Here is a 22804-nt window from a genome sequence, read left to right as displayed (position 1 = left end):
GTCAGACGAGGTAGACAGCGACACCCACCACTCCGATCCAGGCAATCGCGAGAAGTTGGAGTACGCGGTCGCCCAGCGCGATCTCCTCGGGCTCCCCGGCCTCGCCGCCGTCGACGTCGACGGCGTAACGCAGGATCGCGATCGTGAACGGCACCATGGAGATGGCGTACCAGTTGGTGCCCTTCAGGTCGTCCTGCTGGAACGCCCACAGCCCGTAGCAGAGCACGACCGCGGTGGCGCTCAGCGTCCAGACGAACCGCAGATACGTCGTGGTGTAGTTCTCGAGGGACTTGCGGATCTTCGCGCCGGTGCGCTCGGCGAGCTGCAGTTCGGCGTACCGCTTACCGGCCGCCATGAACAGCGAACCGAATGCCATGACGAGCAGGAACCACTGCGACAGTGCGATCTCGGCGGCCACACCACCGGCGATGGCGCGCAGCAGGAACCCGGACGAGACGATGCAGATGTCGAGGACGGCCTGGTGTTTGAGGCCGAAGCAGTACGCCAGCTGGATGCCGATGTAGACGGCCATCACGACCGCCAGCTGCCAGTTGGCGAGGAACGACAGGGCGATCGAGCCGCCGAGCAGCACGACCGCCATCGCGAACGCCAGGTTGATGGGCAGCACACCGGCCGCGATGGGCCGGAATCGCTTGGTGGGGTGCGCGCGGTCCGCTTCGACGTCCATCGCGTCGTTGACGAGGTAGATGCCGGACGCTGCCATGCAGAACACCACGAAGGCGAGTGCGACGGGAAGCAGGACGGCGGATTCCGTCGCCGTGCCCGCGGCGACGGGAGCTGCGAGGACCAGGACGTTCTTGACCCACTGACGCGGGCGGACGGCCTTGACGATGCCAGCCGCCAGGGATGTCGGGGGTCCGGTGACGACGGCCGGTTCCTCGCTCATTTTTCTCCAAACTTCTGCTCGGCCTTCAGCACCGCGACCGCGGAGGCGGCCCCCAGGGCAGATCCGGCGAGCACATCGGTCGGGTAGTGCACTCCCAGGACGAGCCGGGAAAGCAGCATCGGCGGTACCAACAACGCAGGCAAGGGTAGCCCGGTGAGTCGGCCGAGCAGCACCGCAGCCGCTGTGGTGGATGTCGCATGCGAGGACGGGAAGCTCAATTTGCTGGGCGTCGACACGTTGACCTGGATCGACGGGTCGTTCGGCCGCGGGCGGCGGACGATGCGTTTGATCACGATCGAGGCCGCATGGGCGCCGACGGCGCCCACGGCGACGCCCGCCCACTGCCGGCGGCGGGGCTTGTCGAGCGCCGCGCCGATGCCGGCGACGGCCACCCACCCGAGGGCGTGCTCACCGAAGTGGGACATGCCCCGCGCGGTCGAGACGACGCCGGGACGGCTCGCGATCGTCGACTGGACTGTCTGCAGGATCTGGATCTCACTGGATGCCGAAGACACGTTCCCACCTCTCCTTGCTGGTCAGGGCAGGAACGGCGTCCTGGTACTCGCGCTTGAGTTCGGGGAATCGCTGGGCCAGTTCGCGGCGCAGCCGGATCGCTTCCTTCAGCAGCGCGAGCGCCAGCTTGGGGTTGCGCTTGCGGTAGACGACTCCGCGCCCGTCCGCGGTGGTGACGGTGACACCGTCCACCTGGGACAGCAGGAACCAGCGCGCGTCGATGGTGGGCACGTTGAGCTGGGGACGCTCGTGGTGCTGCTCGTGCGCGGGCTTGACGTTGTGGACCAGGCCCTTACCGAGTCGGACGATCTTCGCGAGCGGGTTCGTCGGCAGGCCGACCGCGCCGACTTCCTCACCGGAGGGCATCGGCAGGCTCGTCGACGACGGCAGCACGACGGCGTCCGGGTACTCCTTGCGCATCGCGTGGACGTTGCCGAGCGCGGTGGGGAGCAGTTCGAAGATGTGCTCGGGACCCTGCAGGAAGTCGGCGATGGCCTGGTTCTGGATCGCGACCGTCGAGTATTCGAGGCACAGCAGGTGCTTGATCGTGGCCTTGACCGTGTTGATCACGAGTCCGCGGCCGTTCCCGGGCATGTGCAGGGACGCGACGACGAGCCGGTTCCGCAGGTGGAAGTACGCCTGCCAGTCGATGGCGTCGTCCTTGTCGCTCCACGCCATGTGCCAGATCGCGGCACCGGGCATGGTGACGGTCGGGTAGCCGGCGGCGCGGGCCCGCAGACCGTATTCGGCGTCGTCCCATTTGATGAACAGCGGCAGCGGCTGACCGAGTTCCTCGGCGGCCTGCCGGGGGATCATGCACATCCACCAGCCGTTGTAGTCGACGTCGATGCGGCGGTGCAGCAGGCGGGAGTTCTCGCGGTCGCTCAGCGGGTAGCGGGAGAAGTCGTGGTCGTACTCGACGTTCGGGGCGGCCGTCCACATGAAGATGCTGCGGTCGACGACCTCGCCCATCGAGTGCAGGTGGCTGCGCTCCTGGAGGTTCAGCATCTGCCCGCCGACGAGCATCGGCGACTTCGCGAACCGGGACATGGCGAGCGCGCGGAGGATCGAGTCGGGCTCGATCTCGATGTCGTCGTCCATGAACAGGATGTGCTGGCAGTCGGTGGTCTTCAGCGCCTCGTACATGATCCGGCTGTAGCCGCCGGACCCGCCGAGGTTCGCCTGGTCGTGCATCGCCAGCCGGTCGCCGAGCGCCTCCGCGGCCTCCGCGAAGCCGGGCTCGTCCTTGACCTTGCGGGTGCCCTGGTCCGGGATGATGACGGCCTTGACGACATCCATGACGAGCTCGTCGGACGCCAGCGCCGTCAGCGCCTTGACGCAGTCGGTGGGCCGGTTGAACGTGGGGATGCCGACGGCGACGGTGGCCTCACCGGGAGCGCCGACCGGCGCGTACCAGCCTGCGCTCTCCAGCACGACCTCGGTGTCGCTGGTGATGTCGAACCAGATCCAGCCGCCGTCCTCGAACGGCACCAGCTCGATCTCGAACTCGAGGGCGGCGTCGCCGTCCTGGAACTCGCGGCCCTCGACGTGGATGCGCGAGGAATCGGCCTTCGACCGGTACACGTCGATGCGGCAGTGCCCCGACAGCTCGAGCCGCAGCACCACGGAGTTCAGCGTGCTCCACCGGCGCCAGTAGCTGGCCGGGAACGCGTTGAAGTAGGTGCAGAACGACGCCTCGGACTCGGCGCCGACCGACAGCGACGTCCGCGACAGCGAATGCGCGCGGCGACTGTTGGTCTTCGCTTCCTCCAGGTAGAGGGTGCGGACGTCGAGCGGTTCACCGGCGCGCGGCAGGATCACCCGCTGCAGCAGTGACTTGCCGAGAAGCGGCGCGTCCTCGGTGACCTTCTCCGATTCGAGCAGATGCCGGGCGCTCATTCGGCCTCCCCCACGAGGTCCGCACCGGATTCGAAGTGCGGACGCAGGGAGTTGTCGAACATCGACAGCGCGCTGGCGATCGCCATGTGCATGTCCAGGTACTGGTAGGTGCCGAGACGGCCGCCGAACAGGACCTTGTTCGCGGACATCTCCTCCTTGGCACGGTCGCGGTAGGCGGCGAGCATGGCGCGGTCGTCCGGCGTGTTGATCGGGTAGTACGGCTCGTCCTTGCTCTCCGCGAACCGGGAGAACTCCCGCATGATGACCGTCTTGTCCTTCGGGTAGTCCCGCTCCGGGTGGAAGTGGCGGAACTCGTGGATCCGGGTGAAGGGCACGTCGGCGTCGTTGTAGTTCATGACCGGTGTTCCCTGGAAGTCACCCGTCTCCAGCACCTCGGTCTCGAAGTCGAGGGTGCGCCAGCCCAGCTCGCCCTCGGAGTAGTCGAAGTAGCGGTCGAGGGGGCCCGTGTAGACGACGGGGGCGTCGGGGCTCTCCGCGCGCAGGTCGTCGCGGACGTCGAACCAGTCGGTCTCGAGCCGGACCTCGATCTTCGGGTCCTTCGCCATGTTCTCGAGCCACGCGGTGTAGCCGTCGACGGGCAGGCCCTCGTACGTGTCGTTGAAGTAGCGGTTGTCGAACGTGTACCGCACCGGCAGGCGGGTGATGTTGCCCGCCGGCAGATTCTTCGGATCCGTCTGCCACTGCTTGGCGGTGTAGTCGCGCACGAACGCCTCGTACAGCGGCCGCCCGATCAGGGAGATCGCCTTCTCCTCCAGGTTCGACGCCTCCTTGGAGTCGATCTCGGAGGATTGGTCGGCGATCAGCTTCCGCGCCTCGTCCGGGGTGAAGTAGCGCCCGAAGAACTGCGACACCAGACCCAGGCCCATCGGGAACTGGTACGCCTGGCCCTTGTGCAGCGCGAACACGCGGTGCTGGTAGTTCGTGAATTCGGTGAACTGGGTGACGTAGTCCCACACCCTCTTGTTCGAGGTGTGGAACAGGTGCGCTCCGTACTTGTGGATCTCGATGCCGGTCTCGGGTTCGGCCTCCGAATAGGCGTTTCCGCCCAGGTGATGACGACGGTCGAGCACCAGCACACGCTTACCCAGCTGTGTTGCTGCACGCTCGGCGACGGTCAGTCCGAAAAATCCGGAGCCGACGACGATGAGGTCGTACCGGCCAGGGGCGGTTGTCTCTGGGGTTGCAGCGGTCACGATGAACCAGGGTAAGCGACTCCGCGACCTGTGCGCGGCCAAGGGGTGCAGGGACCCCTTCGGCACGCACGAGGAGTTCTCCCTGTATTCACCGGTTCTGCAGACCTCGTTGTTCGCGTCGACGCGGCGATCGCGCTTCATGAGCGGGTGCGCATCGTCCAGCTGGCGAACTTCTACGGACCGCGGTCGGGCGGGCTCCGCACCGCCCTCCACAACTGGGGTCAGGGGTACGTCGAACGCGGACACGAGGTGATCCTCGTCGTCCCAGGTCAGCGGGACTGTGAGGAGCTGCTGCCGAGTGGGGTCCTGCGGATCACCCGGTCCGCTCCGACCATCCCCTGGACAGGGGGTTATCGCGTCGTCGATCCGCGCCGGGTGGCCGACGTCGTCACCGGGCTCGGACCGGACGTCCTGGAGGTGTCCGACCGGCTGACGCTGCGCGGTTTCGGGGGCTGGGCCCGCGCCCGCGGGGTGCGCAGTGTCGTCGTGTCACACGAGCGCCTCGACCGGCTGCTCGGCCAGTTCGCTCCCCGGCGGGTGGCCCGCGGCTGGGCCGACGTCGCGAACCGCCGGATGGCACGCAACTACGACGCCGTGGTCTGCACGACGGACTTCGCGAGCGAGGAGTTCACCCGGATCGGGGCCCCCAACCTGCACCGGGTCCCGCTCGGTGTCGACCTCGCGATGTTCCACCCCGGCAAACACGACCAGGAGATGCGCGACTCCTTCGCCGATCCGGCGCAGCGTTTCCTTCTGCACTGCGGCCGGTTGTCGGTGGAGAAGCAGGTGGAACGGAGCATCGACGCCGTCCGGCTGTTGCGGCGGCAGGGGCACGACGCCCGGCTGGTCATCGCAGGCGACGGCCCCCGGCGGGAGGCGCTTCAGTACCGGGCCCGGGGGCTTCCCGTGCACTTCACCGGGTTCATCAGCGACAAGGGCCGCCTGGCGTCGCTGTTCGCGTCGGCGGACGTGTCGCTGGCGCCCGGACCGCACGAGACGTTCTGCCTGTCGGCGCTCGAGTCGCTGGCGGCGGGCACGCCGGTGGTCGCGTCACAGTCTTCGGCTCTCGCCGAGATCATCACACCCGGCTGCGGCGCCCTGGCCCGGGACCGGGGTCCGGCGTTCGCCGACGCGGTGAGCGGCATCCTCGAGATCCCCTCCCGCACCCGCCGGGCGTCGGCCCGGCGGCGGGCCGAGGACTTCGGCTGGGCCGAGTCGGTCGACGGGATGCTCGCCGTGCTCGAGGGGGCCGCTCCGCTGTCTTCCGTTTAGCTGCCGCCGGTCGGCAGCCACTCGCGGAGCACGCTGGCGTCGATCACCTGCGCCCCCAGTTTCTTCGTCCAGATGATGGTGCCGTTGGTGAACATCCGGAACTTCCCCGCCTCCGACGGCAGCATCATCTCGGGACCGATCGGCGCGCCGAGTGTGCTGTTGACCCCGCCGAGTTCCTTGTACTTCTCGGCGATCGGCGAACCCTCGGTGGTGCCGACGGTGTCCTCGTCCTCGCCGGCGGAGGCGAGGATGGACGGGTCGGGTTCGCCGGGGGCGGCAGGCGGAGCCGGGACAGCGAGTCCGTCACCGAGGGTGAACCAGTCGGACTTGAGCTTCAGCTTCGCCCTCGCCTCGGCGCCGGTCGCCTCGGCGGTCCCCGACGTTCCGACGACCTTCACACCGGTGACGCGTCCGCCGTCGACCCCGAAGTTGTTGCGGGTGACCACCTCGAACGATTCGAGCTCGCCGACGTTGAACGCGGACGCGATGTCGCCCGCGGTGAGGGTCACCACCCAGTCGTGGTTCGGCGACACGGTGTCGCCCTGGTCCTCGACGGCCGGGAACTCGCCGCCGGCGGTGTATCCGCCTGTGGACGAGGAGAATTCGGCAGCGACGGGCTTGTTGTCCTTCGTCAGGATCATGCCCTTGGTGGAACGGACGGCGTCCGTGGTCCGCGGGTCCTCCTTCGAGGAACCGCCGTAGACCTGGCAGCTCTGGGTGTCGCAGGTCTTCGCATACTCTTCCCGGTTCTCGGCGGCGGCGTAGGAGCGGGCCGCGACGGCCTGCGCCCGAAGCGCCTCGGCCCCACCGGTGTCGGCCCAGCCCGCCTTCGCCTCGGCGGGCACCACACCCAGCAGGTAGTCGTCCATGTCGACGACGTTGACGGTGCGCACGGCGGCGCCGTCGAGCGCGACCCCGAGGGCGCCGCGGTAGGGGGTGTCACCGGCGCACAGCTTGAGGTGTTCGTTCGCGGGACGGTCCGGGGCGAGGTCGACCGGGTCGACCCACGGGTGGTCGGTGGCGTCCTGCCACAGGACGTCGCCGGCACATCCGCGGGTGACGACGACGTTGGCGCCGCCGTCCGCGGTCGGCGTCAGGTGGACGGCCTCGCCCGGTCCGACGGGCTTGCCGGCGACGACGGCGCCGGCGTCGGAGTAGACGTCGAGCGGCTGGTCGTCACGCGCCTGCAGCCGGACGCTGATCTGCGCGTCGGCGAGGGTGCCGAGTGTCGTGCCGCCGTAGTAGTGGCCGAGGATGCGCTCGGCCGCCCACCCCTGATCCTTCGCGTACCCGTAGGCGCCCCACTGGCCCATCCCGCGCCCGTGGCCGTTGCCGTGCCCGGACAGCGTGAACGGCGTGTCGGAGGCGACGGTTTCCCGGACGTCCTGGCCGGAGGAGCGCACCTGCACGACCACGCCGGTGACGGCGCCGACGACGAGGACGGGTGCGATGCCGAGCGCCGACGCGCGCAGAAGTCTGGCCCTGAACCCGCGCGGGGCGGGAGGGCCCGCGATGTACCGCCTCCTGCGAGTCCAGGCAGGTCTACCTGCACGAACCCCGAATTCGGTCTTCGCCATCACTGCACTCCTCATCGCTGAACAACGAGCGCTGAGACGGGGCGTGCACCTCGTCTCAGCGGGTCCGAGAAATTCGGGATAAAGTCTCAATGTAAGGTTGAGCGTTATGGACCTGTGTGACTAGTGTGGCAAGAGTGATTGGAGTTAGCAACAACAGTCTCTTCCGTCACACAAGCATCACGAGTTGCAGACACGCGAGGTCGCTCGCAGGAAACTACAACTGAGGAGAGTCCCCCTTGCCGCACCGTCGACCGAAGCCCTCGATCGTCCTCGGGGCTGTCGCCGCGCTGGCTGTCGCAAGTCCCGTTGCGGTCTACGGCATCAGTAGCGCACCCTCGGACGTCCGATCCACGAACGAAACCTCCAACTCCGCCGTGTCCACCGAGATCGCGCAGGTAGTGCTGTCGCAGATCCCCGACATCGTGATCCCGCTGAAGGAACTGACCGGGCTGAACCTGCCGGACGTCAACATCGGCGACCTCCGGAACCTGAAGATCCCGCCGTACCTCCACATCCCCAGCAACGTGCAACTCCCCGGCGGAATCCAGATCCCGAGCCTGCAGATCCCGCTGAAAATCCCCGCCCCGGGCGACGTCTCCGACCCCGCGATCCTGCCCCCGGCCGATCAGCAGCCCGGCGCGATCGTCAAGGAACTGTCCCGCGACACCCCGTTCAGCATGGTGGCGCTCACGTCCGAGACCCTCGCGTCCGCGGAGTCGAAGGTCCGTGCGCTGCAGGCCGACGGAACGTGGGGACAGTGGGTCTCCCCCGACATGATCGACACCCGTCGCACCGACAAGACCGCGTCGGACGGCACGGTCGCCACCGAACCCGTCTACGTCGGGCTGACGAAGGCGATCCAGATCCTCACACCCACCTCCGCACCCGCCCAGGCGGGCGCACCCGCACCCGCACCGGACGCGGTTCCCGCACCCGAGGCACCCGCTCCCGCACCGGCGCCCGCCGCCGGCGGGGCCGCGCCGCTCGGGTACACCCCCGCCGCCGTCAACACGCCGCTGCGACAGCAGCCGGCACGAGCGGGCGCCGACGACGTCACCGCCGTGCTCATCGAACCGGGCAGCGGCCCCGGCGACGCCACGCTCAGCGACATCGCGAGCCCGCTCGACAGCGGCGGCCCCAAGGTCATCAGCCGACAGCAGTGGGGCGCGGACGAGTCCATCCGCTGCCAGGACCCCGACTACGACGACTTCATCGGCGGTGCAACCGTGCACCACACCGCGGGCGCCAACGACTACTCGAAGGCCGAATCGGCCGAGATCGTCCGGGCGATCTACGCGTACCACGCGCAGACGCTCGGCTGGTGCGACATCGGCTACAACGCGCTGGTCGACAAATACGGCCAGATCTTCGAGGGTCGCGCAGGCGGTCTCGACCGTCCCGTCCAGGGCGCACACGCGGGCGGGTTCAACGAGAACACCACCGGCGTCGCGATGATGGGCGACTTCTCGTCCGAGGATCCGCCGCAGGCCACGCTCGACGCCGTCGGCAAGTTCCTCGGCTGGAAGCTCGGCAAGGCCGGACTCGACCCGCTCGGCGAGACGACGATGTACTCCGAGGGCACCGAGTTCACCCCGTACGCGGAGGGTGAGGCCGTCGACCTGCCGGTGATCTTCGCGCACCGCGATGTCGGCAACACGTCCTGCCCGGGCGACGCGGCGTACTCGCACATGGACGAGATCCGGCAGATCGCGGCCGCCAACCTTGGCGGCAACGCCTCGCTGGCCTCGGACGCACACGCGGGTGAGGCTCCGGCGCCGTCCGGCGGTCCGGGCACGGATGCCAGCGGCAGCCTCGGCGCCGGGATCCCCGCCCTGGTCAACGAACTGCTGCGGCTCACCGATCCGTCGCCCGTCGCCCAGAAGTGGGTCGCGGAAGGCGGCGACACCGGCAGGCTCGGCCAGGCCATCACGGGACTATTGCAGGCCAAGGCCGGGAACTCGGGCGCAGAGTTCGCCAACGGCGCCATCTTCACCTCGCCCAACGGCGGCGTGTGGGCGGTCCTCGGCCAGATCTTCAAGACGTGGCAGAGCCTCGGGGCCGACAACGGTGAATTGGGCCTGCCGACCAGTGACGAGTACTCGATCCCGGGCGGTCTGCGCACCGACTTCGAGAACGGCTCGCTGATCTTCAACGAGCTCACCGGCATCGTGACCAAGGTGTTGAAGACGTACAACGACACCTACGCGGAGGCCTACAAGAACGGCGCCCGGGTCGATGCCGCGGCTCCCGTCGCACCGCCCGCGGACCCGGCACAGATTCCGCCTGCCCCCGCCGAGCCCGCTCCGGCACCTGCACCTGCACCCGAACCGGCTCCCGCGCCCGCTCCCGTCGAGCCGGCACCGGTTCCGGCCGGCTGACCGGGTTACCCCCTCTCGGGCGCTGGTGGTCTCAGGACCACCAGCGCTCGAGTACTTTCGCGACCCCGTCGTCCCAGTTGGTGGCCGTCACCTCGTCGGCGGCGGCCTTGGCGTCGGGATGCGCGTTCTCGACGGCGACACCGCGGCCCGCGAGGTTCAGCATCGGGATGTCGTTGGGCATGTCGCCGAACGCCACGATCTGCGACGCCGTTACGCCGAGCCGCTCCGCGACCAGCGCGAGCCCGGACGCCTTCGTGATGCCCGCCGCCGACAGTTCGATCAGCCCGTTGTCGGTGGAGAACGTGACGTCGGCCCGGCGACCGATGTGCGGCGCCAGCGCGTCGACCATCGCCTGACTGGACATTTCCGGCACCCGGATCAGCAGCTTCACCGCGGGGGCCGCGACGACCTCGTTCTCGGACATCTCGGTGTTGTCGGGGTTGAGCCAGGCGTGCTGGTAGCCGGGCGAGCTCACGAACTGCGGGGTCGCGGCGTCGTGCGCGCTGACCCCGACACGCTCAGCGGCGAGCCCGGCGCCGGGCAGCACGCGGAGCGCGATCTCCGACAGCCAGGTGAGGGTGTCGACGTCGAGGGTCGCGGCGCTGAGTACGCGGTCGCTGTCGCTGTCGTAGATGACGGCACCGTTCGCGCAGACGGCGAGCGGCGCGTAACCGAGGCCCTCGACCACGGGATGGATCCACCGCGGGGGCCTGCCGGTGGCCAGCACGAAGGGAGTTCCCGACGCGACGACCGCCGCGACGGCGTCGCGGGTCCGGGCGCTGATGCGCTCGTCCTCCCCGATCAGGGTGCCGTCGACATCGGACGCTACAAGGCTCGGTCGGTCTGGGCTCACCCAGCCATTCTGCCTGCCGGGCCCGCGACGCCACCGGGCGGCCGTTAGCGGGACCGGCGTTCCTCCGCCTCGCGGCGGTCCAGCTCGGTGGCTTCCTCGATGGTCGGCGCACTGCCACCGAGACGTCGGGGCACCCAGTACGCGCCCGCCGGATGGTCGAATCCGTCCTGCACCCGGCGCAGGATCGCGCCCATCTCCGCGTGCAGGGTCTCGGTGAGGGCGTCCGCCGGTTCGCGCGGCTCGATCGGCCGTCCCACCTCAACGGTCACCGGGAAGCGGTGCCGTCCAAGTTGTCTCGGCCGGCCTTTGGTGGCGATCCGCTGAGCACCCCACACGATGACGGGCACGATCGGCACCCCGGCATCGATCGCCATGCGCGCCGCACCCGACTTCAGTTCCTTGATCTCGAAGCTCCGGCTGATGGTCGCCTCCGGGTACACCCCCACCAGTTCGCCCTCGCGCAGCCGCTCCACCGCGGTGAGGTAGGCGCCCGCTCCCGCGGTCCGGTCGACCGGGATCACCCCGCATCCGCGCATCAGGAACGCCATCACCTTGTTGTTCGCGAGTTCGGCCTTGGCCATGATCCGCAGTTTGCGGTCCACCGCACCGACCGCGAGTGCCAGCTGGACGAAGTCCAGGTACCCGGTGTGATTGACCGCGAGCACCGCACCGCCCTCGGCGGGGATGTTGTCGAGGCCGACTCGCGTCATCCTCAGCCCCTGGAACAGGGACAACGCCCTGGCCGTCGACTCGACAGCCGCGTAGACCGGCTCCACCGCCACCGTCTCTAGCTACCGGTCTCCCGGGACCGGCGGGCCTGCGCCTTCGCCTCGGCGTCGGCGGCGTCCATCTTGTTCGCCTCGTCGAGCGTCGGCGCACTGCCACCGAGTCGCGCGGGCACCCAGTACTCCCCTGCCGGGTGGTCGTACCCCTGCTGAAGGTCCGCGAGCATCGCGGTCATGGTGGTGTGCAGCTTCTCGGTCAGCTCGGACGCCGGCTCGAACGGCTGGATCGGCTCACCGACGGCAATCGAGATGGGAGTGTTCGTGCGGCCCAGCCGCTTCGGGAACCCCTTGGTCCACACCCGCTGTGCGCCCCAGATGACCACCGGGACGATCGGCACATTCGCCTCGATCGCCATCCGCGCGGCACCCGACTTGAATTCCTTGATCTCGAAGCTCCGGCTGATGGTGGCCTCCGGATAGACGCCCACCAGTTCGCCGCGACGCAGGAAGTCGACGGCCGCCTTGTACGAATCCGAGCCGGCGGCCCGGTCGACCGGAATGTGCTTGAGCGCGCGCATGATCGGGCCCGAAATCTTGTTGTCGAACACTTCCTTCTTCGCCATGAAGCGGACGTACCGCTTCACCCTGCGGGCCGGAAGTCCGGCGTAGGTGAAGTCCATGTAGCCGGTGTGATTGATCGCGATCACCGCCCCACCCGTCGCCGGAATGTGCTGATCACCCTTCACCGTGAACTTCAGCCCCTCGAGGGCGAATACGGTGCGGGCGATGCCGATGACGGTTCGGTAGACGGGTTCCACAATCGGCTAGCGTAGCCGGGTATCCGCGATCTGGCCCGCCGTCGGGGACGGACATTCGGTGGGGAGTCGACAGAAAGGGCGCGCTGGACATGGGTGGCACGGGCAGGAGGGCGCTCATCGCGCCGGTCGTCGCGGTGATCCTCGGGGCGGGGGCGGCGTGCGATTCGCAGTCCGGCATCCCGACGGAGGAGCCCCCGGCCGACGCCGTGTCCGCGCCCACCTCCGCGGCCGAGCCCACGACCACCACACCGCCTGCCCCCGTGCCGCAGGTGGTCGTCGGTGAGGTGCCCGGCAACCCCGCGGCGGTGGACGCGGTCAGAGCCTGGGCCACCGACCTGTTCACCCGGCCCGCCGCCGTCCCCGCGAAATGCTGGACGCTGCCGCCCGCGCAGGCCGCCGACCAGTACGCCGACGCGTCCGCGATCCTCGGGGCGCTCGCGCAACCCGGCCTCGACGGGCAGTTCGCGGTGTCGTGGACGGGCGGCGGCACCACGGTGTCCGTCAAACGCAGCGAGATCGCGTCCGGCTACGCATGTCCGCACGTCCACCCCGCCGGGACCGTCGACTTCTACACCCCCGCCGACGCCGAGTACGCCGTCACCCGGTTCCTGTCGCGGGAGTCCGGCGCGCCGGTGAACCGGGCGGACACCGAGACCGCCTACCCGCTGATCTGCCCGGGCCTGAGCCCGTGGGACCCGGCGGGCACGGGCGCAGGCGGCCGTCCGCCGCTCCGGCTCGACCCCGACGTCCTGGCCGGGACCACCGCGTTCGCCGCCGACGCGATGACCGCCACACCCGTCCGCGGTGACTACCTGGACGTGTCCGTTCCGGTCACCGACGTGTCCGGTGTGACCGTCACCAAGCAGGTCACGCTGTCCATCGGACCCGACGGATATTGCCTGGGTGAAGTGACCTGACCGCACGTGAGTGGCACGGTGTGCTGGAGCGCGCATTGTCACTCACCTGGGGGGAACGCCTACCCTGGAACAGTCGCTCAGCTCCCAGGAGGCATACCAGTGCAGGTCACCAGCGTCGGACACGCCGGATTCCACATCCAGACCGAGGCAGGCTCGATCCTGTGCGACCCGTGGGTCAACCCCGCGTACTTCGGGTCCTGGTTCCCGTTTCCGGACAACACGCAGCTCGACTGGGACACCCTCGGCAACTGCGACTACCTGTACGTGTCGCACCTGCACAAGGACCACTTCGACCCGGAGAACCTGGCCAAGCACGTCGACAAGGACGCGACCGTGCTGCTCCCCGACTATCCGGTGCCGGACCTCAGGCGTGAGCTCGAGGCGCTGGGCTTCCACAAATTCTTCGAGACCGAGGACTCCGTCAAGCACAAGGTCACCGGGCCCAAAGGTGACTTGGACATCATGATCATCGCGCTGCGCGCGCCCGCCGACGGTCCGATCGGCGACTCGGGTCTCGTGGTGTCCGACGGCGAGACCACCTGTTTCAACATGAACGACGCCCGGCCCGTCGACATGGACGTCCTGCACGACGAGTTCGGCAAGATCGACATCCATCTGCTGCAGTACTCGGGCGCCATCTGGTACCCGATGGTCTACGACATTCCGACCAAGACGAAGGCCAACTTCGGCAAGCAGAAGCGTCAGCGCGGCATGGACCGCTGTCGCAGCTACATCGAGCAGGTCGCGGCCACGTGGGTGGTGCCGTCCGCCGGACCGCCCGTGTTCCTCGACGACGCGCTGCGCTACCTGAACGACGACCGGGGTGACGAGGGCAACATCTTCCCCGACCAGATCACGTTCCTCGAGCAGATGCGGATCCACGGCAACGACGGCGGGATCCTGATGATCCCGGGGTCCACCGCGGACGTGAAGGGTGCCGAGCTGACGCTCACGCACCCGATCCCGGACGCCGAGGTCGACAAGATCTTCTCCGATAAGGCCGCATACATCGAGGGCATGGCGCAGCGCTTGGCACCGGTCCTCGCCGCCGAGAAGGCCACGTGGGCCCCCGCCGAGGGTGAGCCGCTGCTCGAGGCGCTGAAGGCGAAGTTCGAGCCGATCATGAAGCAGTCCGACCTGATCTGCGACGGCATCGGCTACCCCGTCGGCCTGGTGATGGGCGACGAGACCGTCGTCCTCGACTTCCCGGCGCGCACCGTCCGCCCGCGCGGCGAGAAGGACGGCAAGTACCGGTACGGCTTCCGCATCGCCCCCGAACTGGTGCGCACGGTGCTGCGCGACGACGAGCCCGACTGGGTGAACACCATCTTCCTGTCCACCCGCTTCGAGGCGTGGCGCGTCGGCGGGTACAACGAATTCCTCTACACGTTCTTCAAGTGCCTCACCGACGAGCGCATCGCGTACGCCGACGGCTGGTTCGCCGAGGCCCACGACGACTCCGCGTCGATCGAACTCGGCGGTTACGAGATCCAGCGGCGCTGCCCGCACCTGAAGGCCGACCTGTCGAAGTTCGGCGTCGTCGACGGCACCAACCTCACCTGCAACCTGCACGGCTGGCAGTGGGACCTCGAGTCGGGGCGCTGCAAGACGTCCAAGGGGCACGAACTGCGGTCCACGAAGCTCTGACCCCGGCGGGTGAATGTACCCCTCGGCGCATCTGAGGCGTCGAAGGGTACGTTCAGCCGACGGTCGGCGGCTGATCGACGAGCTGGGCCATGTAGAGCTGGTCGCCCATCTTGTCCATCAACTCGATCTGCGTCTCGAGGTAGTCGATGTGATCCTCTTCTTCCTTGAGGATCCCCTCGAGCAGTTTCGCCGACGTGGCATCGCCCTTCTCGCGGCACATCTGGATGCCCGGACGCAGGCGCTCGACGACCTCGACTTCGATGGAGAGGTCGGAGTGGAACTGCTCGCGCAGGTCCTGCCCGATGCGCAGCGGCAGCAGCTTCTGATAGTTCGGAAGCGCTTCGAGGAACAGGATCCGGTCGGTGAGGATCTCGGCGTGAGTCATCTCCTCGATGGACTCCGCCCGGGTCTTGTCCGCAAGTTTGGTGAATCCCCAATTGGCTTGCATCTTCGAGTGCAGGAAGTACTGGTTGATCGCGGTCAGCTCACTGGTCAACTGTTCGTTGAGAAGAGCAATGATCTCGTCGTCGCCACGCATGACTTCTCCGTTCGCCCCGGTTGTGGCGAACGTACCACTGGCGATACCACGGTGTGGCGAATCGCGGGATTCAGTTGTGCTGCAGTTTTGTCACGCGGCCGTGCTACCGACGACCGTCCGCTCGCCCAGAATCTCCTTCAACCGATCTACGCACGTTCCACATCCCCAGCCGGCACCGCACCGCTCACCGATCGCATCCGCGCTGTCGGCCCCGGCGGCACAGTGCTCATGCACTTCGTCTTCCGTCACGGCCTTGCAGATGCACACGAACATATGGAGCTCCTCACCAACCAACTGGATTAGGTAAGGGTTACATCATTCTCGCGATCGCGCAAGGGTAGCCTTCCCAAAATCTCGGGGCGGCGCATCACGGTTTCAAAACATCCGTCCCTACGAACGGCACGAGCGCCTCGGGCACCCGCACGGTGCCGTCGGACTGCTGGTGGTTCTCCAGGATGGCGACGATCCACCGGGTGGTGGCGAGGGTGCCGTTGAGGGTTGCGGCCGTCTGCGGCTTCCCGTTCTCGTCGCGGTACCGCACGCCGAGGCGACGCGCCTGGAACGTCGTGCAGTTGGACGTCGACGTGAGCTCGCGGTACGCCTGCTGCGTCGGCACCCAGGCCTCGCAGTCGAACTTGCGGGCTGCCGACGACCCCAGGTCGCCGCCGGCCACGTCGATCACGCGGTACGGCACGTCGATGGCGGCGAGCATGTCGCGCTCCCACGCGAGCAGGCGCTGGTGCTCGGCGTCGGCGTCCTCGGGCTTGCAGTAGGTGAACATCTCCACCTTGTCGAACTGGTGCACCCGGATGATGCCGCGGGTGTCCTTGCCGTAGCTGCCTGCCTCGCGGCGGAAGCACGTCGACCAGCCGGCGTACCGCTTGGGGCCGTCGGCGAGGTCGAGGATCTCCCCCGAGTGGTACCCGGCCAGCGGGACCTCGGACGTGCCGACGAGGTAGAGGTCGTCGTCGGCGAGGTGGTAGATCTCGTCCGCGTGGGCGCCGAGGAACCCGGTACCCGCCATGATCTCCGGCCGCACCAGCACCGGCGGGATCATCATCTGGAAGCCGTTGGCCATCGCCTTCTGTGCGGCCAGCTGCAGCATTCCCAGCTGCAGCATGGCGCCGAAGCCGGTGAGGAAGTAGAAGCGGGCGCCCGAGACCTTCGCGCCGCGCTCCATGTCGATCAGCCCCAGCGACTCACCCAGCTCGAGGTGGTCCTTGGGTTCGAAGTCGAACGCCGGAATCTCCCCGACCGTCTCGAGTGTGACGAAGTCGTCCTCCCCGCCCGCGGGGGCGCCGTCCTGGACGACGTTGGAGATCGCCCGGTGCGCGGCGTCGAGCGCGGCCTGCGCCTGGTGCTGCTCGGCCTCGGCCTGCTTCACCTTGGCCGCGAGTTCCTTGGATCCCTCGAGCAGCGCCGGACGCTCCTCCGGGGACGCTTGACCGACCTTCTTGCCGAACGCCTTCTGCTCGGCACGCAGGTTGTCGCCGGCGAGAACGGCGGCGCGACGGGACGCGTCGGCCTCGAGCAACGCGTCGACCAGGGCGGGATCTTCGCCACGGGTGCGCTGCGACTCGCGGACGGCGTCGGGGTTCTCGCGGAGGAACTTCAGGTCAATCACGGCTTCAAACCCTACCGGGCGCCGCGGAGCGGCTCACTCCGGTTTCGGTTCCAGCAGGGTCAGGAGGTCCTCGCGGCCGAACATCCGGGCGGCGTCGACGGCGGTCGGGTGGCCCGCCGTGGCGTCGGCACCACCGGCGACGAGGGCTCGCACCACGGCGTCCTCGCCCTTGAACAGCGCCCCTGCCAGCGGAGACTGCCCCTTGTCGTTGAGCCGGTCGACGTCGGCCCCGCGGTCGATCAGAACCTGAACGGCCTCGGCGTGACCGTGGTAGGCGGCCAGCATCACCAGCGTGTCGCCGTTCTGATTGGCGAGGTTCACCGGGACGCCAGCGTCGAGGTACGTGGCGAGGGACACGTCGTCGCCGGATCGTGCCGTATCGAACACGCGCCCGGCGAGCTCCTGCAGTTCGGGATCCACCGGCTCGGCGGAGCGCTGAGAGTCGTCGCTCATGGTTGTCGAAGGTACGCCGGGTTCGAGCCGATTGCGGGAGTTGTTCTGCTTCCTCGATCGGAACGGGCATTATGGAAATCGATGTCCTCAGATCAGTCGAACGGCGCCGACCCCCAGCCGCAGAATGCCGGGCAACCGGAGAAGGCTCCCCGCAGCATGTCCGCGACCACGACGCGTCGCGCGCTCGCGGCCGTCGCGGTAGGTGCCGTGGTGGCCGCGATCGCCACGGTCGCGATCGCCGGTGGTTTCAACCGCAGCGAGAATCTCCCCACGCACTCGACGGGTGCCGGACCGCAGGCGACGGGTTCGGCGGAGGGCGACGCGTTCTCTTCGGCGGCGGCGGGCGACTGCCTCGACTGGACGCCGTCGAACGACCCCCAGGAAGACCGGAAGGACGTCGCGAAGGTCGACTGTGCGGACGAGCACCGGTTCGAGGTGGCGGCGCCGCTGGATCTCAGCGTGTATCCCGGCGCCGAGTTCGGTCCCGGTTCGCGTTACCCGGGTGCGTTGCGGTTCGCCGCACTGCGGGACGAGCACTGCGTGCCCGCCGTCGACTCCTATCTCGGCGCAAAGTTCGATCCGTACGGCAAGTTCAGTGTGGGCCTGATGTTCCCCAGCGAGTCCGGTTGGGCCGCGGGCGAACGCACCCTGCGGTGCGGCCTCCAATTCTCCAGCACGGCAGGAACGTTGCTGCCGTTCACCGGGAAGGTGGCCGAGCAGGACCAATCCAACATCTGGGACCCCGGCACCTGCATCGGCATCAACCAGAACGTGCCGACCGATCCCGTCGACTGCGCGCAACCCCATGCCTTCGAAGTGATCTCCGTCGTCGACCTGGCCACCCAGTTCCCGTCGTCGATGCCGTCCGTCGAGGATCAGGACAAGTATCTCGAAGGCGTGTGCACGCAGGCCGCCAACGAATACCTCGGTTCCGCAGACGCGCTGCGGAACAAGACGCTCACACTGTTCTGGGACAACCTGGAACTCGACAGCTGGCTCGCGGGCAGCAGACGGGTGAACTGCTCGGTGGGTAAGGAGACCGACGCAGGCGGCTTCTCGACCATCACCGGTTCGGCGAAGGGCGAGATCCTCATCAACGGCGCCGCGCCCGTGCCTCCGCCGCCGGTCCCGGAGGGCAGGTCGATGCCGACGCCGCTCCCCGGCGCGGCCCCACCCCCCGGGAACTGATGTGGCGGTGAGCATGACGCCCGACCGATTCGAGGAATTGGTGGGCGACGCACTCGATCTGATCCCACCCCAGCTCGCGGCAGCGATCGACAACGTCGTCGTGCTGGTCGACGACCGCAACGACGAGGACCCGTATCTTCTGGGCCTGTATCACGGGATCGCCCTGACGCAGCGGGACAGTCATTACGGCGGATCGCTGCCCGATACCATCACCGTCTATCGCGACGCCCTCCTCGAAATCTGCAGTTCGGAGGAGGAAGTCGTCCACGAGGTCGCCGTCACCGTGATACACGAGGTTGCGCACTACTTCGGGATAGAAGAAGATCGCTTGCACGAGCTCGGCTGGGGATGAACGGTTTTCCCGAGAAGAATTTCTCGGGATCGGGGGGAACCGAAGAGCGCGGTGCAGCGTCCAAGTGTGTAGGGACAGCTGCACATGCAGTTCGTTTGCCGGGGGGCAACTGCCTTCCGCCTGCCTAGGTCAAGAAGGAGTTCGACGCACATGCCGGATCTGCACGTCGCACCTGAAGCTCTCGTCGCCGCCGCCGTGGAACTCGACGCGCTCGCCGCGCGTCTCGAGGCAGCGGTCGCTCTCAACTCCGCGGCCATCCGTGTGCTCCCCTCCGGGAGCGAAGAGGTCTCCCTGCACGCCGCCGGTTACTTCAACACCGTCGCGGGCACGTTCACCCCCGCTGTCGCGCAGGGCATTCTCGAGATGCGCGAGACCGCGAACACGCTCCGCACCCAGGCCGCGTTGTATGTCGCCGAGGACGTCGCGCTCGGCGCGACCCTCGCTGCGGGCATGTGACGGCCGGCGCCTCGAAACCACCAGGAGATCAGACATGACCATGGGACTGACAGGTGTCATCTGGTTGCCCCGAGGGGCGACCGTCAACTCGACCACCCTCGTCGCGGGCGCGGGACCGGTGCCGCTGAGCGTGGCGAGCGCGGCGTGGACGGCGCTGTCCACCAGCTTCGTCGACGCCAACCTCACACTGGTGCGTGTGATGGCCGAACTCGCGGCCGGCTGGCAGGGTGTGTCCGCGGTCGCGGCACTCGCGAAGATCACGCCGTTCACGGTGTGGACGGCCGAATGCGCGGAACTCGCCGCGGACACGGCCGCGAAGGCGGGGCTCGAAGCGGGCGCGTACACCACCGCCGCGCTCATCATGCCGAGTATTCCCGAGATCGTCGCCGTGAAGACCGCGAAGGCCACCGCGTACACGACGGGTGGTGCGCTCAACGGCACCGCCGCGGCCGCGGAGGCCGCGGACCGTGCGATGGACATCCGCGCGGGGCTCGTGATGGAAGGTTACGAGGCCGCGTCGAACATCCTGGCACTGAAGCGCGCGTACCGGCAGCCCCCGCGGATCGTCACCAAGGCCGATTCGAAGGAGGTCGGGACGTTCGACGAAATCCCGGCCGACGGTGAATTCGATCCGACACGTGCCGCGGCGGCCGCTCTGATGGCCGCAGGCCAGAACCCGGCCGTCACCACGGCCGCGTCACAGGTCGGCAGCATCGCGGGCACCACCGTCTCCACCGCCACGTCGGCGGCGAGCAACATCGGCGGCGCGGCGTTGTCCGCGGTCACCGGTGGCGGCGCCGCCCCGATGATGGGCGGTGCGCCGGTGCTGTCCGGTGGCTCGTACGGCGGCGGTTCCGCGGCGACCAGTGCCGCGGCCGCCCGCACCTCCGTCGGTGGCATCGGCGCCGGCGCGGCAGGCGGGGCGACGCTGCCCGAGGGCTGGGGCAGGACCGACGGCGGCCAGGGGGCACGGCCCGGCGCACCGGCAGCCACACCCGGCGGGGTGATCGGAGACGTTCGCGCCGACGTGAACCCGGCCGCGGCGACGCGCGGCGGCACCGGTAGCGGACCGATGTCGGTCGGTCGCGGGGCGGGCGCGGCCGGTTCACAGGACGACGACGAGCGGGAGACCCCCGACTACCTGAAGAACTTCGAGCACTTCTCGGACGGGCGCACGGTCATTCCCTCGGTCATCGGCGCGAACCCCGACCACCGGGAGTCGGGACGGTGATCGACCTGGGCACCCAGCCGGGCGTACCGACCCTGCCGGCGGTGACCCTGAGCCTCGACGAAATGGATTATCTCGTCGACACGCTCGCGCTCGACGTGCTGCCGGTGGTGCTCGACGCCACCCCGCGGTACGACACGTACGACGCCAGGGACGCCGCGTTCCGCGGCGCCGCCGGCGCCCTCGCCGCCCGGGATCTGCTCCCGGGCGGTGGGGTCCACCCCGAACTCGCCGACCGCCTGCGGGTTCTGGCCCGGCCGCTGTGGGAGATCGCCCTGCGCTGGTACGTCGACGGCAGCATCTCGCGACTGTGCGTCTCCCGGGGCGAGGCACTGTCGGTGCTGGCCCTGCGGGCCGGCGACACGTACGTCGTCCAGGATGCGGGCGCCGACATCTTCGCGCCCGTGATCGGTGCGCTGGGGGCGGTGGAACCGTTGAACGCCGGCGTCGTCAACGCACCCACGGTCCAACTCGGCGCGGCGTTCGATCAGGGCGGGGACGGCAAGTCGCTCGCGGCCGCGCTCGCCGTGCTCGGCGTGCCCGCGGTCGACGCGACGGTTCTGGGCAACGCGATGGCCGGCTGCACCACCTACGCCGAGATCGTCGGAATCGTCTACGGCGACGGGCAATACGATCCGGTCGGCGGGCCCGTCACGGTATTCGACACGGAGGCCGGGCGCATCGTCGGCACGTCCAGTGTGTCCGCGCACGGCGTGGCGTGGTCGTCGCTCAGCCCCGGCACCCCGCAACGCCTGCGGCAGGCGCTGGAATCGCTGGCCGACCGGCTCCGCTGACCTACACGGGTTGCCGCTTCCACCACGCACCGGTCTCGCGGCGCTCCTTCCAGGTGGTGAATTCGTACCGGTACATGCGCGCACGCACATGTTTCGGCGGCTGATCCGGGAACGGGTTGTACTGCAACAACTTCAGGGTGTCCGGGTCGTTGCGCAGCAGCCGCTCGACGAACCCCCGGAACCACGGTTCGGCGTAGCCGGGCGAGATCGCCGTGAACCAGAGCAACCAGTCGAGCCGCAGGTGATACGGCGCGAATTGGCGCGGCCGCCGGTTGACGTCACCCGGTTTCCCCTTGAAGCCGTACTCCTTCCACTCGGAATGCAGGCCGCGATGAGCGTCGGACGTGCCCTCCACGATCACCTCGTACCGCACCCGGGTGATGCTGCCGAACGCGCCGTACGTGTTGACGAAGTGCCATTTGTTGAACGACGCATTCATGCGCTGGCCGTGGGAGATCAGATTGCGAATGGGCCAGTAGCTCAACACGACGACGAGCGCGGTCACCGCGATCACCAGCGCAGCGAACGGGACGGGCGCCGAGTCGCTGCCCGCCGGGACGTCGACGGGCAGCACCGTCTCGTACACGTTGTCGGGGATGACGGACAGACCGAGCACGATGGTCGTCCAGTTCAGCCACGAGAAGTTGCCGCTCGCCACCAGCCACAGCTGGGTGACGATCATGATCGTCGCGGCGACGGCCGCGACCGGTTGCGGCGCGAACAGCCCGAACGGCACCACCAGCTGAGCGAAGTGGTTGCCGAGCACCTCGACCCGGTGCAGCGGCTTCGGTAGCCGGTGGAAGTACCAGCTGAACGGTCCGGGCATGGGCTGGGTTTCGTGGTGGTAGTACAGGCAGGTGAGGTTCTTCCAGCATCGGTCGCCGCGCATCTTGATCAGCCCGGCCCCGAATTCGAGCCGGAACAGCAACCATCTCAGCATCAGCAGCACCAGGATCGGCGGCCCGACCGACGCGTTGCCCAGGAAGATCGCCAGGAAACCTGCCTCGAGCAGCAGCGACTCCCAGCCGAAGCTGTACCAGAGCTGGGAGACGTTGACGATCGAGAGGTACAGCACCCACAGGGCGAACCACACGAGCATGCACACGGCGAGCGGGACGACCTGCGTCAGACCGAGCAGCGCGGCGAGGGACAGTCCGGCGCCGGTCCAGCAGATCCCCTCGAAGAACCGGTCGGAGTAGTGCAGGTGGAAGATACTCGGCGAACGCGTGAACGGGACGGCACGGAGAAACTTCGGGATGGGCAGCATCCCGGTGCTGCCGACGAGCGGCCTGAACTGGTTTCTCGCGGCCAGGAAGGCGACGAGGTAGATCGCGGCGAGCCCCTCGGTGACGAGCAGCCGACCGAGCGAATAGTTTTCGCCAACGAACCAATCCAACGCCGTCACTCCTCGAGGACGGTTTCCTCCATCGTCGCGCAACCGCAGGGTGCGC

At 68.4% G+C, this 22804-nt stretch carries 22 protein-coding genes; 9 read left to right on the top strand and 13 right to left on the bottom strand.

Going from position 1 to position 22804, the window contains the following annotated elements:
- Nucleotide 1 precedes the first annotated feature (1 nt).
- The 4 genes from CJ179_RS21355 to glf are packed head-to-tail and all read right to left on the bottom strand — an operon-like array spanning nucleotide 2 to nucleotide 4533.
- Entirely contained in the window at nucleotides 2–907 is a 906-nt protein-coding gene (locus CJ179_RS21355) for a decaprenyl-phosphate phosphoribosyltransferase (protein ID WP_095862827.1), read from the bottom strand.
- Entirely contained in the window at nucleotides 904–1422 is a 519-nt protein-coding gene (locus CJ179_RS21350) for a phosphatase PAP2 family protein (protein ID WP_012691118.1), read from the bottom strand. The genes CJ179_RS21355 and CJ179_RS21350 overlap by 4 nt, the downstream gene beginning before the upstream one ends.
- Nucleotides 1403–3319, bottom strand: a complete 1917-nt coding sequence (locus CJ179_RS21345) for a glycosyltransferase (RefSeq protein WP_095862826.1) — start codon at nucleotides 3317–3319, stop codon at nucleotides 1403–1405. The genes CJ179_RS21350 and CJ179_RS21345 overlap by 20 nt, the downstream gene beginning before the upstream one ends.
- The gene (glf, locus tag CJ179_RS21340) at nucleotides 3316–4533 is read right to left on the bottom strand and encodes a UDP-galactopyranose mutase (RefSeq protein ID WP_072938759.1); all 1218 of its coding nucleotides are present in this window, start codon (nucleotides 4531–4533) and stop codon (nucleotides 3316–3318) included. The genes CJ179_RS21345 and glf overlap by 4 nt, the downstream gene beginning before the upstream one ends.
- Before the next feature lie 147 nt (nucleotides 4534–4680).
- Between glf and CJ179_RS21335 the strand changes: the two genes are divergently transcribed.
- Nucleotides 4681–5805: a glycosyltransferase gene (locus CJ179_RS21335; protein ID WP_095862825.1), complete on the top strand. Its 1125-nt coding sequence runs from the start codon at nucleotides 4681–4683 to the stop codon at nucleotides 5803–5805.
- On the opposite strand, the gene CJ179_RS21330 is transcribed toward CJ179_RS21335, so the two are convergent.
- Nucleotides 5802–7382, bottom strand: a complete 1581-nt coding sequence (locus CJ179_RS21330) for a SpoIID/LytB domain-containing protein (protein ID WP_095862824.1) — start codon at nucleotides 7380–7382, stop codon at nucleotides 5802–5804. The two genes, CJ179_RS21335 and CJ179_RS21330, sit on opposite strands and share 4 nt — an antisense overlap.
- 236 nt (nucleotides 7383–7618) lie before the next feature.
- Here CJ179_RS21330 and CJ179_RS21325 point away from each other — a divergent pair, with 236 nt between their 5' ends.
- Nucleotides 7619–9760, top strand: coding sequence for an N-acetylmuramoyl-L-alanine amidase (locus tag CJ179_RS21325; protein WP_095862823.1), 2142 nt, complete (start codon nucleotides 7619–7621; stop codon nucleotides 9758–9760).
- A gap of 31 nt (nucleotides 9761–9791) precedes the next feature.
- On the opposite strand, the gene CJ179_RS21320 is transcribed toward CJ179_RS21325, so the two are convergent.
- The 3 genes from CJ179_RS21320 to CJ179_RS21310 are packed head-to-tail and all read right to left on the bottom strand — an operon-like array spanning nucleotide 9792 to nucleotide 12156.
- On the bottom strand, nucleotides 9792–10613 hold the full coding sequence (locus CJ179_RS21320) for an HAD family hydrolase (protein WP_095862822.1): 822 nt from the start codon (nucleotides 10611–10613) through the stop codon (nucleotides 9792–9794).
- 44 nt (nucleotides 10614–10657) lie between these two features.
- Entirely contained in the window at nucleotides 10658–11389 is a 732-nt protein-coding gene (locus tag CJ179_RS21315) for a 1-acyl-sn-glycerol-3-phosphate acyltransferase (RefSeq protein WP_095862821.1), read from the bottom strand.
- A gap of 11 nt (nucleotides 11390–11400) precedes the next feature.
- Nucleotides 11401–12156 carry a 1-acyl-sn-glycerol-3-phosphate acyltransferase gene (locus CJ179_RS21310; protein WP_072938622.1) on the bottom strand — a complete coding sequence of 252 codons (756 nt, stop codon included), beginning with the start codon at nucleotides 12154–12156 and terminating at the stop codon, nucleotides 11401–11403.
- An 89-nt stretch (nucleotides 12157–12245) separates the two neighbouring features.
- Between CJ179_RS21310 and CJ179_RS21305 the strand changes: the two genes are divergently transcribed.
- The gene (locus CJ179_RS21305; RefSeq protein WP_095862820.1) at nucleotides 12246–13073 is read left to right on the top strand and encodes a hypothetical protein; all 828 of its coding nucleotides are present in this window, start codon (nucleotides 12246–12248) and stop codon (nucleotides 13071–13073) included.
- Between the two features lie 99 nt (nucleotides 13074–13172).
- The gene (locus tag CJ179_RS21300) at nucleotides 13173–14720 is read left to right on the top strand and encodes a Rieske 2Fe-2S domain-containing protein (RefSeq protein WP_095862819.1); all 1548 of its coding nucleotides are present in this window, start codon (nucleotides 13173–13175) and stop codon (nucleotides 14718–14720) included.
- Between the two features lie 52 nt (nucleotides 14721–14772).
- Here the strand turns inward: CJ179_RS21300 and bfr are convergent, their stop codons facing one another.
- The 4 genes from bfr to CJ179_RS21280 all read right to left on the bottom strand — a co-directional run bounded on the left by bfr (nucleotide 14773) and on the right by CJ179_RS21280 (nucleotide 17335).
- Nucleotides 14773–15258: a bacterioferritin gene (gene bfr / locus CJ179_RS21295; RefSeq protein ID WP_072938629.1), complete on the bottom strand. Its 486-nt coding sequence runs from the start codon at nucleotides 15256–15258 to the stop codon at nucleotides 14773–14775.
- Between the two features lie 90 nt (nucleotides 15259–15348).
- Nucleotides 15349–15531, bottom strand: a complete 183-nt coding sequence (locus CJ179_RS21290) for a bacterioferritin-associated ferredoxin (protein WP_012691106.1) — start codon at nucleotides 15529–15531, stop codon at nucleotides 15349–15351.
- A gap of 94 nt (nucleotides 15532–15625) precedes the next feature.
- Nucleotides 15626–16882, bottom strand: a complete 1257-nt coding sequence (gene serS / locus CJ179_RS21285; RefSeq protein WP_095862818.1) for a serine--tRNA ligase — start codon at nucleotides 16880–16882, stop codon at nucleotides 15626–15628.
- 33 nt (nucleotides 16883–16915) lie between these two features.
- Nucleotides 16916–17335, bottom strand: coding sequence for an ankyrin repeat domain-containing protein (locus CJ179_RS21280; protein WP_095862817.1), 420 nt, complete (start codon nucleotides 17333–17335; stop codon nucleotides 16916–16918).
- Nucleotides 17336–17416: 81 nt separating this feature from the next.
- Between CJ179_RS21280 and CJ179_RS21275 the strand changes: the two genes are divergently transcribed.
- From CJ179_RS21275 to CJ179_RS21255, 5 genes are all read left to right on the top strand, one after another.
- The gene (locus tag CJ179_RS21275; RefSeq protein WP_095862816.1) at nucleotides 17417–18523 is read left to right on the top strand and encodes a septum formation family protein; all 1107 of its coding nucleotides are present in this window, start codon (nucleotides 17417–17419) and stop codon (nucleotides 18521–18523) included.
- A gap of 1 nt (nucleotide 18524) precedes the next feature.
- On the top strand, nucleotides 18525–18875 hold the full coding sequence (locus CJ179_RS21270; RefSeq protein WP_072938640.1) for a metallopeptidase family protein: 351 nt from the start codon (nucleotides 18525–18527) through the stop codon (nucleotides 18873–18875).
- A 150-nt stretch (nucleotides 18876–19025) separates the two neighbouring features.
- Complete coding sequence (locus CJ179_RS21265; RefSeq protein WP_072938642.1) at nucleotides 19026–19331, top strand: PE family protein; 306 nt, start codon at nucleotides 19026–19028, stop codon at nucleotides 19329–19331.
- 34 nt (nucleotides 19332–19365) lie between these two features.
- Complete coding sequence (locus CJ179_RS21260) at nucleotides 19366–20562, top strand: PPE family protein (RefSeq protein ID WP_095862815.1); 1197 nt, start codon at nucleotides 19366–19368, stop codon at nucleotides 20560–20562.
- On the top strand, nucleotides 20559–21353 hold the full coding sequence (locus tag CJ179_RS21255) for an ESX secretion-associated protein EspG (RefSeq protein WP_095862814.1): 795 nt from the start codon (nucleotides 20559–20561) through the stop codon (nucleotides 21351–21353). The genes CJ179_RS21260 and CJ179_RS21255 overlap by 4 nt, the downstream gene beginning before the upstream one ends.
- Nucleotide 21354: 1 nt before the next feature.
- Here CJ179_RS21255 and CJ179_RS21250 read toward each other — a convergent pair whose 3' ends face one another.
- On the bottom strand, nucleotides 21355–22758 hold the full coding sequence (locus tag CJ179_RS21250) for a lipase maturation factor family protein (protein WP_095862813.1): 1404 nt from the start codon (nucleotides 22756–22758) through the stop codon (nucleotides 21355–21357).
- Nucleotides 22759–22804: the final 46 nt, after the last annotated feature.

Source organism: Rhodococcus sp. ACS1, from assembly GCF_002300155.1.
Taxonomy (GTDB): Bacteria; Actinomycetota; Actinomycetes; order Mycobacteriales; family Mycobacteriaceae; genus Rhodococcus_F; species Rhodococcus_F koreensis.
The sequence above is the reverse complement of the archived record's forward strand: the minus strand, read 5'-3'. Positions and strand labels throughout refer to the sequence as shown.